General features: G+C 31.9%; 14 protein-coding genes. 3 read left to right on the top strand and 11 right to left on the bottom strand.

From position 1 onward, the window contains the following. Nucleotides 1–9: 9 nt before the first annotated feature. The 3 genes from Q0050_RS06170 to Q0050_RS06160 form a co-directional block, all read right to left on the bottom strand. Nucleotides 10–1,611: a SulP family inorganic anion transporter gene (locus tag Q0050_RS06170; RefSeq protein WP_298393366.1), complete on the bottom strand. Its 1,602-nt coding sequence runs from the start codon at nt 1,609–1,611 to the stop codon at nt 10–12. A 62-nt stretch (nt 1,612–1,673) separates the two neighbouring features. Then, entirely contained in the window at nt 1,674–1,961 is a 288-nt protein-coding gene (locus Q0050_RS06165; protein WP_298393364.1) for a hypothetical protein, read from the bottom strand. Between the two features lie 66 nt (nt 1,962–2,027). Continuing rightward, nucleotides 2,028–2,507, bottom strand: coding sequence for a Dps family protein (locus Q0050_RS06160; protein ID WP_298393362.1), 480 nt, complete (start codon nt 2,505–2,507; stop codon nt 2,028–2,030). A 95-nt stretch (nt 2,508–2,602) separates the two neighbouring features. On the opposite strand from Q0050_RS06160, the gene Q0050_RS06155 reads away from it, so the two are divergent. Continuing rightward, nucleotides 2,603–3,544 (top strand): LysR substrate-binding domain-containing protein, encoded by a 942-nt coding sequence (locus Q0050_RS06155; protein WP_298393360.1) that lies wholly within the window; start codon nt 2,603–2,605, stop codon nt 3,542–3,544. A gap of 9 nt (nt 3,545–3,553) precedes the next feature. Here Q0050_RS06155 and Q0050_RS06150 read toward each other — a convergent pair whose 3' ends face one another. The 5 genes from Q0050_RS06150 to Q0050_RS06130 form a co-directional block, all read right to left on the bottom strand. Continuing rightward, nucleotides 3,554–3,769 (bottom strand): hypothetical protein, encoded by a 216-nt coding sequence (locus Q0050_RS06150; protein WP_298393358.1) that lies wholly within the window; start codon nt 3,767–3,769, stop codon nt 3,554–3,556. A 218-nt stretch (nt 3,770–3,987) separates the two neighbouring features. Next, nucleotides 3,988–4,185: a hypothetical protein gene (locus Q0050_RS06145; RefSeq protein ID WP_298393356.1), complete on the bottom strand. Its 198-nt coding sequence runs from the start codon at nt 4,183–4,185 to the stop codon at nt 3,988–3,990. A gap of 117 nt (nt 4,186–4,302) precedes the next feature. Next, nucleotides 4,303–4,965 carry a tRNA (5-methylaminomethyl-2-thiouridine)(34)-methyltransferase MnmD gene (gene mnmD / locus Q0050_RS06140; protein ID WP_298393354.1) on the bottom strand — a complete coding sequence of 221 codons (663 nt, stop codon included), beginning with the start codon at nt 4,963–4,965 and terminating at the stop codon, nt 4,303–4,305. Nucleotides 4,966–4,967: 2 nt separating this feature from the next. Beyond that, nucleotides 4,968–5,426: a lipoprotein gene (locus tag Q0050_RS06135; RefSeq protein ID WP_298393353.1), complete on the bottom strand. Its 459-nt coding sequence runs from the start codon at nt 5,424–5,426 to the stop codon at nt 4,968–4,970. Between the two features lie 10 nt (nt 5,427–5,436). Then, a complete protein-coding gene (locus Q0050_RS06130; protein ID WP_298393351.1) occupies nt 5,437–5,949 on the bottom strand; it encodes a DUF4920 domain-containing protein in 513 nt (170 codons plus the stop codon). Nucleotides 5,950–6,209: 260 nt separating this feature from the next. Here Q0050_RS06130 and Q0050_RS06125 point away from each other — a divergent pair, with 260 nt between their 5' ends. Continuing rightward, entirely contained in the window at nt 6,210–7,277 is a 1,068-nt protein-coding gene (locus Q0050_RS06125) for a branched-chain amino acid aminotransferase (protein ID WP_298393349.1), read from the top strand. 142 nt (nt 7,278–7,419) lie between these two features. Here the strand turns inward: Q0050_RS06125 and Q0050_RS06120 are convergent, their stop codons facing one another. After that, nucleotides 7,420–8,907, bottom strand: a complete 1,488-nt coding sequence (locus Q0050_RS06120) for an aminotransferase class V-fold PLP-dependent enzyme (protein ID WP_298393347.1) — start codon at nt 8,905–8,907, stop codon at nt 7,420–7,422. A gap of 67 nt (nt 8,908–8,974) precedes the next feature. Further along, nucleotides 8,975–10,582 carry a S41 family peptidase gene (locus Q0050_RS06115; protein ID WP_298393345.1) on the bottom strand — a complete coding sequence of 536 codons (1,608 nt, stop codon included), beginning with the start codon at nt 10,580–10,582 and terminating at the stop codon, nt 8,975–8,977. Between the two features lie 139 nt (nt 10,583–10,721). Between Q0050_RS06115 and Q0050_RS06110 the strand changes: the two genes are divergently transcribed. After that, complete coding sequence (locus Q0050_RS06110) at nt 10,722–12,287, top strand: YdiU family protein (protein ID WP_298393343.1); 1,566 nt, start codon at nt 10,722–10,724, stop codon at nt 12,285–12,287. Nucleotides 12,288–12,328: 41 nt separating this feature from the next. Here Q0050_RS06110 and glmM read toward each other — a convergent pair whose 3' ends face one another. Continuing rightward, nucleotides 12,329–13,717 (bottom strand): phosphoglucosamine mutase, encoded by a 1,389-nt coding sequence (glmM, locus tag Q0050_RS06105; RefSeq protein ID WP_298393341.1) that lies wholly within the window; start codon nt 13,715–13,717, stop codon nt 12,329–12,331. Between the last annotated feature and the right edge of the window lie 58 nt (nt 13,718–13,775).

Below are 13,775 nucleotides of genomic sequence, written 5' to 3'. Positions count from 1 at the left end.
ATTATTTTATTAAACTTTTTTAGGTGCGACAAAAACGTGCTTTTCATCTTCTCCACTATTCTCTAAATCATAGGCTTCTTTAAAACCAACTAATTTTACTTTAATATTTTCTTCTTTTGACCTTATTTTTTTAAATTCTTTTATCAAATCTAATACGTCGTGTGCAATATAAACAGTGTCTGAAGCATTAATTACAACTTTAGAATTTGACGGAATTGAAGCAATAGTTTCTTTAATTGCAGCTTTATTCAAAAAAGAAACCTCTTGTGCCAAATCGATATGAATCACATCACCGTCATGATATTCATCTTTTCTAAAATTATAGGCGCGTTTCATATTTCCTTTTAAAACAAATATTACGCTAATTATCATTCCTAACGCAACACCTTTCAATAAATCAGTAAAAACTACAGCAGCAAAGGTTGCAATAAAAGGAATAAATTGGTATTTTCCTTTCTCCCAAAAATGCTTTACCGTTGCAGGATTTGCTAATTTATAACCTACCATCAATAAAACTGCTGCCAATGTTGCCAAAGGAATTTTATTCAAAATAGTTGGAATTGCTAAAACACTTACTAATAAAAGTACACCGTGAATGATAGTAGACATTTTAGATTTTGCACCAGCACTATTGTTTGCAGTGGTTCTAACCACAACTGATGTCATAGGTAAACCTCCTAAAAGTGAACTTAGTATATTACCAATTCCTTGTGCCTTCAACTCAACGTTTGTATTGGTATAGCGTTTTAAAGCATCCATTCTATCGGAAGCCTCGATGCACAATAAGGTTTCTATTGAAGCAACTACAGCAATCGTGATAGCAACAATCCAAACTTTAGTGTTTGTTACCGCAGAAAAATCTGGAGTTACAATAATATTTTTAAATTCTTGTAAAGATGTTGGTACAGGCAAACTAACTAAATGTTCTTTTAATACTGCTAAATTACTACCTGATTGAATGAAAAATTCATTTAACAGAATGCTCACAATTACAGCTATTAATGCTGGTGGCACTAATTTTATTTTCTTCAAAAACGCTACTTTGTTCCAAAGAATTAAAATTGTTAACGACAATACGGCTATAATTATGGAACCTAACTGAACGTGATTTACAACTTGAAAAAGTTCGGAAAATGAATTTTGACCATCAATTTGAAAGAAAGCTTCATCGCCTTCAAAGTCGGGATCATAACCAAAAGCGTGCGGAATTTGTTTCAGAATAATGATTACACCAATACCGGCAAGCATTCCTTCAATAACATTATTTGGAAAATAATTGGAAATGGTTCCTGCCTTAATAAATCCAAGAATTAACTGAATAATTCCAGCAATTAACACAGCCAACAGAAAAGAATTAAATGAACCTAAATCAGTGATTGCTGTAAGGACGATTGCTGTTAAACCTGCTGCTGGTCCAGAAACACTTAGATGAGATTGACTCAAGTAGCCTACAACAATACCGCCAATAACGCCTGAAATAATACCTGAAAATAGAGGTGCTCCACTTGCTAGCGCAATACCGAGACACAGTGGCAAAGCCACAAGAAAAACTACCAAACCTGAAGCAAAATCAGATTTTAAGTTAGCAAAAAGATTGATTTTTTTAGTCATACCAATAAATAAATTAAACACATAAAACGTTCCCAAACAATTCGGGAGTTAAGAAAGATGTATTAAATAAATTCTGGCGGCGGAGAAAAAATTTCTTCTAAGATTGCATCGTGACGAGATAAATTTTCGGAAACAATTTTGGTATCTAAAGTAACGGTCTTCACCGTGTAAGGATAATCATAACTTTGTCTTAAATCAGCTTTAATTTCTTTCAAATCTTTGTTAATTTCTTCTTCAGAAAAACTGTAAAACATAGATACGTCAGTACTCTTTTCTATCAAAGTCACAATTGTAGGAGCTGAAAGAAAAGCAATAAAAAGAAACATTAAAATACTCGCTACTGACTTCATATAACAAAAATAGCTTTTCAAATAGAAAAATGAAAGCTATTGTACATTTTTTAACAAATAAAATGATTAAATTTCTTGTTCTAACCAAGCACTCATCATCCAAATCGTTTTTTCTTGTTCTGAAATAAAATCACTCATCATCGAGTTTGTACCTTCATCATTAATTTCACTTGATTGACTTAAAATAACTCGTTCGATTTTTAACAAATGAGACAACGAATTTACAATTAAAACAATAGCTTCTTCGTCATTGTGAATGTTTTTACCAATGGGCAATTTACTGTTCTTCACATAATCTTCAAAAGTATGCAAAGGTGTTCCTCCTAAGGTTAAAACACGCTCAGCTATTAAATCAATTTTTAGTTGACTATCATTATATAATTCTTCAAATTTTACGTGCAAATCGAAAAAACGTTTTCCGCGAATATTCCAATGTAATCCTCTTAAATTTTGATAATAAACTTGAAAATTAGCCAACAAAATATTCAATTCAGTTACTAAAACTTCTGTTTCTTTTAACGGTAATCCTAAAGTGTTCAATTTCATTTTATATTTATTTGAATCAAATTTACGCATTAATTACATTCAATGGCATAAATTAAATTGATAGTTTTTATATTTGCATCAAATTTTACTATAAAATGACAATTACACAACTTCAATACGTTTTGGCAGTAGCAGAACACAAAAATTTCACTTTAGCAGCTGAAAAATGTTTTGTAACGCAACCTACTTTAAGTATGCAAATTCAAAAAGTAGAAGACGAACTTGACATTCAAATATTTGACCGAAGTAAAAAACCAATTCAGTTAACAGAAATTGGTCAAAAAATTGTTAATCAAGCTAAAAATATAGTTAACGAAGCAGATCGTATTCAAGACATTGTTCACCAACAAAAAGGGTTTATCGGTGGCGAATTTAGATTGGGAATAATTCCAACCATAATGCCCACTCTTTTACCTATGTTTTTGAAAAATTTTATTAAAAAATATCCAAAAATTAATTTGGTCATTGAAGAGTTGAATACCGAAGACATCATTTTTAAATTAAACAATGGACATTTAGATGCCGCTATTGCAGCAACGCCACTTCACGAAGAAAAAATAAAAGAAGTAGTTTTATATTTCGAGCCTTTTGTCGCGTATATTCCCGAAAATAATGAAAACTTCGCTAAAAAGGAAATTGAAATAGGTGATTTAAATTTAGATGAAATTCTACTATTACAAGACGGTCATTGTTTTAGAGATAGTGTGCTAAACTTGTGCAAAAACAACAAAAATTCTGAACAAAATCATTTTCAAATTGAAAGCGGAAGTTTTGAAACCTTGATTAAATTAGCCGATGAAGGATTAGGAACAACTTTGCTTCCCTATTTGCATACATTAGATTTGAAAGAAAAAGATCAAATAAAACTTCGCCAATTTAAAGAACCAAAACCTGCAAGAGAAGTAAGCTTGATTTATCCAAAAAACGAACTTAAAATTCACATAATTGATGCCTTACGTTCCACAATTTCTGGTGTTGTTAAAGGAGCAATTGCCTTTCAAAATGTGGAAATAATTAGTCCAAAAGCCAATAAATAAAAAAAGGAGTTAGCAAACTCCTTTTTTGTTAGATTCGAATTCTGACAAACAATCTTTTAAGTGTGGTTTGTTTATCGTGAAATAAGACAACCAATTTTGCAATAAGTCAATCTCATAAGGTAATAAACTGTTCACTGCTTTTTTCAATTTTCGTTTAAATCGATTTGGGTCAACACTTACACTCTCTAATTCTGATTTAGTGTAATCATAAATCATTCTTGGCATAGGGTTTAAGTTTAGGTTAAGTTTATTTTTAGTTTTAGGGCAAAAACGTTAAGTAAAAGTAAAATCTTTTTTATAAACCACAAAGAAAAAACTCGGAAATTTATCGATAAAGTGCAAATTTTATCGTTATAATAAAAAATTTGCCATAAAATATATAATTTATCTTACAAATAAAATAAATGCCATAAAAAAAGGAACCGTTTAAGTTCCTTTTAGTTTTATTTGTTGATAATCAGTAAACATTGCCTTAATTCTGGCTTTTCTTTAGTGAAATTGAGCAACCATTCTGTTAGTTGTTCGACTTCATAAGGTAAAAGCACTCTGACTGCTTTATCTAATTCTTTGCAAAAAAGTTTAGCATCAAAGCTAACTCTTTCTAACACCGATTTAGTGTAGTCATAAATCAATCTTGACATAATTTGTAGATGAATTTGGTTAGACTTTTAAATCTCTGATTTAATAAGAACGTAAAATTGTAATTTTTAGTATTTTCAAATTTACTTAATTTTAAAAAGCAAGCCGAAAATAAAAAGTTAAATTTTGATAGCTCGCAACATTTCTCTTTTTCCAGGTGCGCCAGGAAGCTTTTCGACTTTAAAACCACACTCAATCATAGCATTTTTTATTGATGAACGACAAGCATAAGTTACTAAAACACCATTTAGTTTAAGTGCTTTATACATTTTCTGAAAAATTTCAAAAGACCACAATTCGGGTTGCACTCTAAATCCGAAGGCATCAAAATAAATTAAATCGAAGGCATTTTCGTCGGTTATGTCTTGAAAAAACTGCTTTCTTTTAGTAAGATAAAATTCTGAAGCAATTAAACATCTTGTTTCCCAATCGGTACTGTGCATTGAATTGAATATCTCAAGTTCATTGCTAGCATTTAATTCGGATACATAATTCATTTGCAAAGCTTCCTCCGCAGCAACCGGATAAGCTTCTACTCCAACGTAATCAATAGATTTAGTACTTTTTTGAGCTTCTAAATAGGTTATAAAAGCATTTAATCCTGTACCAAATCCTATTTCTAATATGGAAAGTTTATTTTGTTCAAACAAAGAAAATCCGCTTTTGATGAAAACGTGGTAGGCTTCTTGAATTGCACCGTGTTTTGAATGATAACTTTCATCCCAATCAGGTAAATGAATGGTCGTAGATCCGTCTTTTGTGGTTAAGATTTCGCGTTTCAAAATTATTTAATATATAATTTCTTAATTCTAGGAATTGGTCCACCGCATTTCGATTTATGACAAGCTATACAAGCATCAACACCTTTGTTAAAATTCTCTTTCAGATTTTTAGTATCCGTATAAATTATTTGTTGAGCGCCTATGAACTTTTTAGCATTTTCTTTAAAAAAAGCATCATTATCACTTGGCGAGGTCATCTTAGCAGTATAAATTTTATTGAAAAATTTGGGAAACGTTCCAACTGTATCGCCCTTTTTGATTCGCAATCGCAACTGTTGGTTATGAGCATACATTTGTTCCATAAGCGAAGCCATTTCAGACATTTCATACATCTCAAATTTCTTTTCTTTGGTAGTGCAAACTTCGGTAGTATCTTTCTTTATATTAGCCGAAACTTCCTCTTTCTTTTGACAAGAACTTAAAACAACGAGCGAAACTAAAACTATAAAAAACTTCTTCATTAAATTAGTTTTACTTTTTTATAAAAACACCTGTAGCAGTGAATGAATAGGTAATTTCAGGCTTTTTGATTTTATTGATTTCCGCTTGAGATTTACCAGCATCTTTGGCGTAATGTTTTAATTCATCTACTGACACTACATCAATAAAAGCAGTACCATTAACAACTACATCACTTCCGTCAGCATTAAGTGGTACGAAAAATGCATAATCCTTAAATTTTACAAAAGCAGATTCGCCATTACCTAAATCAAGTTTCATCCAACAGCCTTTCTTTTTACAAACTGAATTGATTTTAGTCACGAACTTAACAGCAACAGAATCACCTTTTTTTAAGCTTTTGTATTTTTTAAACATTTGCTCTTTGGTAATGACTTTCTTTAATTCAAACTTGTCTCCGAAAGCAGCGTAATCATTAGAGTTTAAAGTAGTTTGAGAATTTACTTTTTTTGCAGTTTGTTGTGCATTAAGGTTTAATCCGATTGATAAAAAAGTTATGACTAAAAGGAATCTGAATTTTTTCATAGTTCTAAATTTATGTAATTGGTTTTATTTCTAATTTATTTCCAACAAAATTAAGCAGATAATTGCAATTTTTCACTATTTATAACATAAAATTAAATAGTTGATAAGAACAATAAATAGTGAATAAATAATTCTTAAGGATTACCAAATCAAATCATTTTTTTATTAGTTTAGCAAAAACTAAATAACATCTAATATTTTTTTATAATATTCTCATAGTGAGGTTTATACGAGAATAATAGAAAAATAAATACAAATTAATGACTCTAAATAACACTATCGAAATCGATATAGTTAAAGCCTCATCCTCAAAAATTGACGCTGTAGATTTTGAAAATTTAACCTTTGGAAATATTTTCACCGATCATATGTTGGTTTGCGATTTTAAAGATGGTGCTTGGCAAAAACCTGTAATTCAGCCTTATGAACCTTTTTTAATTGATCCGTCTGCTAAAGTTTTTCATTATGGTCAAGCCATTTTTGAAGGTATGAAAGCCTACAAAGATGAACAAGATGATGTATGGTTGTTTCGCCCTGATGAAAACTTAAAACGTTTTAACAAGTCGGCTAAAAGAATGGCAATGCCAGAAGTTCCAGAAAATATCTTTATGGAAGGTTTGAAAACTGTGGTTGATTTAGATAGAAAATGGGTTCAAAAAGGATTAGGAAATACTTTATATTTACGTCCTTTTATGATTGCAACAGGTCACGGAGTTATCGCGCAACCTTCCAATGAATATCGCTTTATGATTATTCTCTCACCTGCAAAATCATATTATTCAGGTGAAGTAAAAGTGATTATTGCCGAACATTATAGTCGTGCAGCTAATGGTGGAATTGGTGCTGCTAAAGCCGCAGGTAATTATTCTGCACAATTTTATCCAACAAAATTAGCCAACGATAAAGGATACCAACAAATCATTTGGACCGACGATGCCACCCATACTAAACTTGAAGAAGCTGGAACAATGAATGTTTTCATCCGAATTAATGATACATTATATACTGCTCCAACAAGTGAACGTATTTTGGATGGTGTGACAAGAAAAAGTTTGATAGACCTTGCTAAGCGTGATGGTTTAAATGTTGAAGTTCGTTCGGTTTTAGTAGATGAGCTTGTTACTGCAGCCCAAGATGGAAGTTTAAAGGAAATTTTTGGAGCCGGAACTGCTGCTGTGGTAAGTCCAATTGTAGCATTTGCTTATCAAGGAACAGAATACCAATTGCCAAAACTTGAAAAATCATTTGCTTCGCAATTGAAACAGGATTTAACTAATATTCAATACAAATTAGCTGAAGATACTTTTGGTTGGACGGTGAAGATATAGTGTTCAGTGTTCAGTGTTCAGTGTTCAGTGTTCAGTGTTCAGTGTTCAGTGTTCAGTGTTCAGTGTTCAGTGTTCAGTGTTCAAAATTAAAATATTTGTCATAAAAAAAGCGTTTGTCATTTGATAATCGCTTTTTTTTATTTTACATAGTAAACCAGCTATGGACCATTTCTTTTTCGGATGAAGTTGCTCTTTTGTGAACAAATTCATTATTTTTTCCGTTGTAAACATAATCGCTTTCCCATTCTTTGTGATGTTGTGCTAGTTCTTTAATGCTATCACAAACATACTTAATCTCTTCTGAAGTAGTTGTTGGATGAATTGACATTCTGATCCAACCTGGTTTCCGAATTAAATCACCAGATGTAATCAAACAAACTAAATCGCTAGAAGTTTCTTTATCTACGTGTAAAAGGAAATGTCCATAAGTACCTGCGCAACTGCAACCGCCACGTGTTTGAATTCCGAAGCGATCGTTTAATAATTTCACACCTAAATTATAATGTAAATCATCAATATAAAATGAAATTACTCCTAACCTATCTTGATGTTCTTTGGCTAAAATTTTTATATTATCAAATTGACTTAGGTCATCAAAAATATAGTCTACAATTTCGTGTTCTCTATCTAAAATATTTTTGACTCCCATTTTTTCTTTCAATTGAATGGCTAACGCGGTTTTGATAACTTGTAAAAAACCAGGTGTTCCGCCATCTTCTCTTTCTTCAATATTGTCAATATATTTATGTTCACCCCAAGGATTTGTCCAACTCACAGTTCCGCCGCCGGGACAATCGGGAACATTATTTTTATATAAATTTTTATTAAAAATCAGTACACCTGATGTTCCTGGTCCGCCAAGAAATTTATGAGGAGAAAAGAAAATTGCGTCAAGATAACTTTCAGCATCTTCTGGGTGCATATTGATGTTAACATAAGGTCCAGAACAAGCAAAATCAACAAAACACACACCGCCATTTCGATGCATAACTTTAGCAACATCGTGGTATGGCGTCTTGATTCCAGTTACATTAGAGCACGATGTGATAGAGGCAATTTTGAAATTTCTATCCTTATATTTGTCTAATAAAATTTTTAAATTTTCAATAGAAAATAAACCATCTTCATTTGCAGGAATAATTTCAACATCAGCTATTGTTTCTAGCCAAGAAGTTTGATTAGAGTGATGTTCCATATGAGAAATAAAAACAATTGGTTTTAACTCTTTTGGAATTGAAGTAAACTCTTTAATATTTTCGGGAAGCTTTAATCCAAGAATTCGTTGAAATTTGTTCACAACTCCGGTCATTCCTGTACCAGTATTGATTAAAATATCATCTTCGTTGGCATTAACGTGATGTTTAATAATATGCTTCGCTTCGTGATAAGCCATTGTCATTGCTGTTCCGGAAACAGTAGTTTCAGTATGTGTATTAGCAACAAATGGTCCAAATTCATTCATTAACTTCTCTTCAATTGGTCTGTAAAGTCTACCACTTGCTGTCCAATCGGTATAAATAATTTTTTTCTTACCAAAAGGTGATTCAAACTCTTGATCAATTCCGATAATATTCTCACGAAATTGTTGAAAATAAAGTTCTAAAGCGGTTGTAGTTTCAATTGAAGTCATTGCAATAAATTTGAGTTCAAATATAATGATTTTTGATAATTATTCAATACACTAAAAAACTACAAAACTATTTGTTTTTCAATTTGATATCATTCAAAATCCACTCCATTTCTGGATCTTTGTTTTGGATTTTATCGTTTAATGTTGGTACAATTTCTTTATCAGGAAAGACACCTCGCCCAAAAACTTCTGTTTTATTGGTTGTTCCGATATCCATTAAACCAATGCGCAACGATAAATTAGAATTAGGCAGTTGAACAATTGGCAATAAACCAGCCACTGTTGAATTGAAAGCGCCACCAGTTTCTTCACCTACAAAAATTACTTCTTTGTTTGCTTTTAATGCTGATGAAACCAAACAAGCCGCAGAGAAGCTATTCCCGTTGATTAAAACATAAATTTTACCCGAAAAATAGTTAGTTTTATTTTGTCTCTTTTGAGAGCCAACCAAAGAATAGGTGTAAGATCCATCATCATTTTTTTTAGTTCTGATAGTTGAAAATCCCATATAAAAAGGATATCCAATTGCTGCTAATGGATATAAAATCTTGGGAATTCTATCAAACATACCTAATTTCCACAAACTAGTTTTAGAAACAACTTGTGCAGGCTGCAGCATTTGAAACTCACCAGCAGTTAAATAAGAATATAAATCAACGGCATCGACAACTCTTCCGCCTGGATTATTTCTTAAGTCTAAAATAAGGGTTTTTACATTTTTGTTCTTTAAATCTTCAAAAAAAGATTTGTAAGCTTTTCGAAAGTTTCCTTTAGAAAAATCTTTAATTTTAAGCACCGCAATACTACTATCTGAAGCTACAAAGGAAAGTTTTTTACTGAAAGTTTTAGTAGTTTCATCATATCCAAAAATACGTTTTTCTCTTTTGGTTTCAACCAATTGCTTTTCATTTTTTGGAGTAGTTTCTTTTGCATTAGTTGCTTTATCTTTTGATTTATTTTTCTCTTTGATTTCAACTTTCAACCGATTTACAACAATTTCTTTCAAAGAATCATTTTGTTTAAAAACGTAGTTCAAACTATCGTTAATGCCTATTTCATTTGTCAAATAAGACGTAAAACGCTTTGAAAAGGCTCTTTTTAAATAGGTTTTGTTCAATCCGTCAGAGGTATAAGTCGTTTTATATTTATTGTGAAGTTGTTGCGGAGTAATATTATTTATACTCAAAACCTCAGCGCCAAGAGCAATTGACTTTTGCTTTGATTTATTTTTAATGACATATAATTTTTCATTCATCCATTCGAACTCAAATTGAGATAAAGGACCAAGTCCTGCTTTTGCCAAGCGTTTTTGCTCTTTTTTACTTATTCGTTTGGTTGGAAGTGACATACTCATGTGTCCTTGTTTAACAGAAGCAACAACCGGACTAATTAACAAGAAAAAATCAGAGGCAGTAATTGGTTTGACTAAAACTTTGCGAACACTATCAAACTTGTTATTTAAAGCTTCTTTAGAAATGTACGTATATAAATTAGGATGTAATTTTTCTAACTTTTTTTGAACATAACTAACATCTTTTACTAACTCCTTTTCAGAAATTGGTTGTGCTAATTTTTTATTGTACTCCTTTACAGATACACAACTAATTGCAGCTAATGAAATAAATAATAGTATTAAACAACGTGAAAAATAGTTTGCAAATAATTTATAATTCATAGAAAAAGAATGGTTAAAGCTACTAAATTTCAAATATACATTTTATTACTGTTTTTTTATATTCTGGTTTATATATTAACTTATTTCTAATAAAAAGATGGCTAAAAAGAAGTAAATTTGTATGATAAATTCCCTTTAAATGCAGTTGAAAACAAACAATAGATTTAGTGCAGAATTGCCTGCCGATGTTAATGAAACCAATGTTACTCGTCAGGTTTTAAATGCTGCTTTTTCGTATGTAAATCCGAGAATTCCATCCAAACCAAAACTTGTGCACGCTACGGAAGAAGTTGCTGATTTAATTGGTATTTCAAAAGAAAAAATGCAATCAAATGATTTTTTGGAGCTCTTTTCTGGCACAAAAGTACTAACTGATTCTCGTCCTTACGCGATGGCTTATGCAGGACATCAATTTGGAAATTGGGCAGGTCAACTTGGCGATGGACGCGCTATTGTTTTAGGTGAAGTCAACCATAATAACCAAAATTGGATGCTGCAATTGAAAGGAGCAGGAAGTACACCTTACTCGCGTCGTGCTGATGGCTTGGCAGTGTTGCGTTCTTCAATTAGAGAACATCTATGCAGTGAAGCTATGCATTATTTGGGCGTACCAACTACTCGTTCGTTGTCATTAATTCTTACTGGAGATGAAGTATTACGTGATGTGATGTATGACGGAAATGCCGATTATGAAAAAGGTGCTGTGGTCTGTAGAGTTGCGCCAACGTTTATTAGATTTGGAAATTTCGAACTTTTTTCGGCCCAAAATGATATTGAAAATTTAAAGAAACTAACCGATTTTACTATCAAATATCATTATCCTATCATTCAATCGGAAGGAAAAGAAAAGTACATTGAATTCTTCAAATTAGTTGCTGAAAATACCCGTAAAATGATTATTGATTGGCAACGTGTTGGATTTGTTCACGGCGTAATGAATACTGATAATATGTCGATTTTAGGACTAACAATAGACTTTGGGCCGTATGGTTGGTTGGAAGATTATAATCCTGATTGGACGCCGAATACAACGGATAAAGCACATAGAAGATACCGATTTGGAAATCAACCTGATGTAGCACAATGGAATTTATTTCAGTTGGCTAATGCCTTATATCCTTTAATTGAAGAAGCAGCTGACTTGGAAAAAATTCTAAATGATTTCAAAACGACTTTTGATATTGAATATATCGAAATGATGAAATCAAAACTTGGGCTAGAAAAACAAAATGAAAATGATGAAAAATTAATAGCCGATTTAGAACAAGTTTTACAATTGTCGGAAACGGATATGACCATTTTTTTTAGGTCATTGAGTACTATTAAAAAAGATACTAGTGCAAAAGACGGAATTTCGATTGTGAACAATGCGTTTTACAATCCAAAAGAAATCGCAACTTCGATTGCCGAAAATTGGGGAAATTGGTTTGGTAAATACATCAACCGAATAGGCATAGAAGAAAATACTGATGCCATTCGTAAAGAAAAAATGAATGCTGTAAATCCAAAATATGTTTTAAGAAATTATATGGCTCAATTGGCTATTGATGCAGCAAATGATGACGATTATACTATAATTAGTGAGTTGCACGAAGTATTAAAAAAACCCTACGAAGAACAAGCGGAATTCGAAAAATGGTTTGCTAAAAGACCTGAATGGGCAAGAATAAAAATTGGATGTTCAATGCTTTCTTGTAGTTCATAAAAAAACAAAACCCTGAGCTATCTCAGGGTTTTATTTTTAAATTATATTCCAGCAACTGCTTTTATTTCATCAATGATTCTAAAAGCTAATGTATCAGCTTCAGCTTGTGTTGGAGCTTCTGTATAAATTCTGATAATCGGTTCTGTATTTGATTTTCTTAAATGAACCCATTCAGTAGCGAAATCAATTTTCACACCATCGATTGTGTTGATTTCCTCATTTTTGTACTTTTCAGTCATCGCAACTAATATGGCATCTACATCGATTTGAGGTGTTAATTCAATTTTGTTTTTACTCATATAATATTGCGGATAACTTGCTCGTAATTCGGCAACTGTTTTTTCTTGATTTGCTAAATAAGTCAAGAACAATGCTACTCCTACCAAACTATCTCTTCCGTAATGTAATTCTGGATAAATGATTCCGCCGTTTCCTTCACCACCGATTATTGCATTGGTAGCTTTCATTAATTCTACCACATTTACTTCACCAACAGCACTTGCTTGATAACTTCCGTTATGTTTGTTGGTAATATCTCTCAATGCTCGAGACGAACTCATATTAGAAACCGTATTTCCTGGTGTTTTACTCAAAACATAATCAGCAATCGCTACCAAAGTATATTCTTCGCCAAACATTTCTCCATCATTTGATATAAACGCCAATCTATCAACATCTGGATCAACTACAATTCCGAAATCGGCTTTTTCTTCTACAACCAATTTACAAATGTCACCCAAATGTTCTTTCAAAGGTTCTGGATTGTGCGGAAAATGACCATTTGGTTCGCAGTATAACTTTACCACTTCAACGCCCATTTGTTCCAACAAATTCGGAATTACAATTCCACCTGTAGAATTTACAGCATCTACAACCACTTTATATTTCTTGGTTTTTACCAAATCTGCATCCACCAGAGGTAAATCTAGAACTTCATCAATGTGAATATCCATATAAGAATCATTGGTAGTAATTTCTCCTAACGAATCTACATCAACAAAATCAAAGGCTTCTGCTTCTGCAATTTCTAAAATTTTTGCACCATCAGCACCATTTAAAAACTCGCCTTTTTCATTCAATAATTTCAAAGCATTCCATTGTTTTGGATTATGAGAAGCCGTTAAAATGATTCCGCCATCTGCTTTTTCTAAAGGAACAGCCACTTCAACGGTTGGTGTTGTTGAAAGTCCTAAATCGATAACATTTATCCCTAATCCAATTAATGTATTTTGAACCAGATTATGAATCATTGAACCCGAAATTCTGGCATCGCGACCAATTACAACGGTTAGTTTTTCTTTAGAACTATTATTTTTCAGAAACGTTCCATAAGCCGATGCAAATTTTACTGCATCAACTGGCGTTAAATTATCACCTACTTTTCCACCGATGGTTCCACGAATTCCTGATATTGATTTTATTAAAGTCATTATTTTTTGTTTAAAAGTTTATGAGTTTAAAAGTTTAAGAGTTAACTCATCTCAAATA

Source organism: Flavobacterium sp. (assembly GCF_027483985.1).
GTDB lineage: Bacteria > Bacteroidota > Bacteroidia > Flavobacteriales > Flavobacteriaceae > Flavobacterium.
The sequence above is the reverse complement of the archived record's forward strand: the minus strand, read 5'-3'. Positions and strand labels throughout refer to the sequence as shown.

Coding starts and splice junctions, on each gene's coding strand:
- Q0050_RS06110 (WP_298393343.1), top strand. CDS start 10,722: ATGCAGTTGAAAACAAACAATAGATTTAGTGCAGAATTGCCTGCCGAT.
- Q0050_RS06160 (WP_298393362.1), bottom strand. CDS start 2,507: ATGAAATTGAACACTTTAGGATTACCGTTAAAAGAAACAGAAGTTTTA.
- Q0050_RS06125 (WP_298393349.1), top strand. CDS start 6,210: ATGACTCTAAATAACACTATCGAAATCGATATAGTTAAAGCCTCATCC.
- glmM (WP_298393341.1), bottom strand. CDS start 13,717: ATGACTTTAATAAAATCAATATCAGGAATTCGTGGAACCATCGGTGGA.
- Q0050_RS06115 (WP_298393345.1), bottom strand. CDS start 10,582: ATGAATTATAAATTATTTGCAAACTATTTTTCACGTTGTTTAATACTA.
- Q0050_RS06170 (WP_298393366.1), bottom strand. CDS start 1,611: ATGACTAAAAAAATCAATCTTTTTGCTAACTTAAAATCTGATTTTGCT.
- Q0050_RS06135 (WP_298393353.1), bottom strand. CDS start 5,426: ATGAAGAAGTTTTTTATAGTTTTAGTTTCGCTCGTTGTTTTAAGTTCT.
- Q0050_RS06165 (WP_298393364.1), bottom strand. CDS start 1,961: ATGAAGTCAGTAGCGAGTATTTTAATGTTTCTTTTTATTGCTTTTCTT.
- Q0050_RS06120 (WP_298393347.1), bottom strand. CDS start 8,907: ATGACTTCAATTGAAACTACAACCGCTTTAGAACTTTATTTTCAACAA.
- Q0050_RS06145 (WP_298393356.1), bottom strand. CDS start 4,185: ATGTCAAGATTGATTTATGACTACACTAAATCGGTGTTAGAAAGAGTT.
- Q0050_RS06150 (WP_298393358.1), bottom strand. CDS start 3,769: ATGCCAAGAATGATTTATGATTACACTAAATCAGAATTAGAGAGTGTA.
- Q0050_RS06130 (WP_298393351.1), bottom strand. CDS start 5,949: ATGAAAAAATTCAGATTCCTTTTAGTCATAACTTTTTTATCAATCGGA.
- Q0050_RS06155 (WP_298393360.1), top strand. CDS start 2,603: ATGACAATTACACAACTTCAATACGTTTTGGCAGTAGCAGAACACAAA.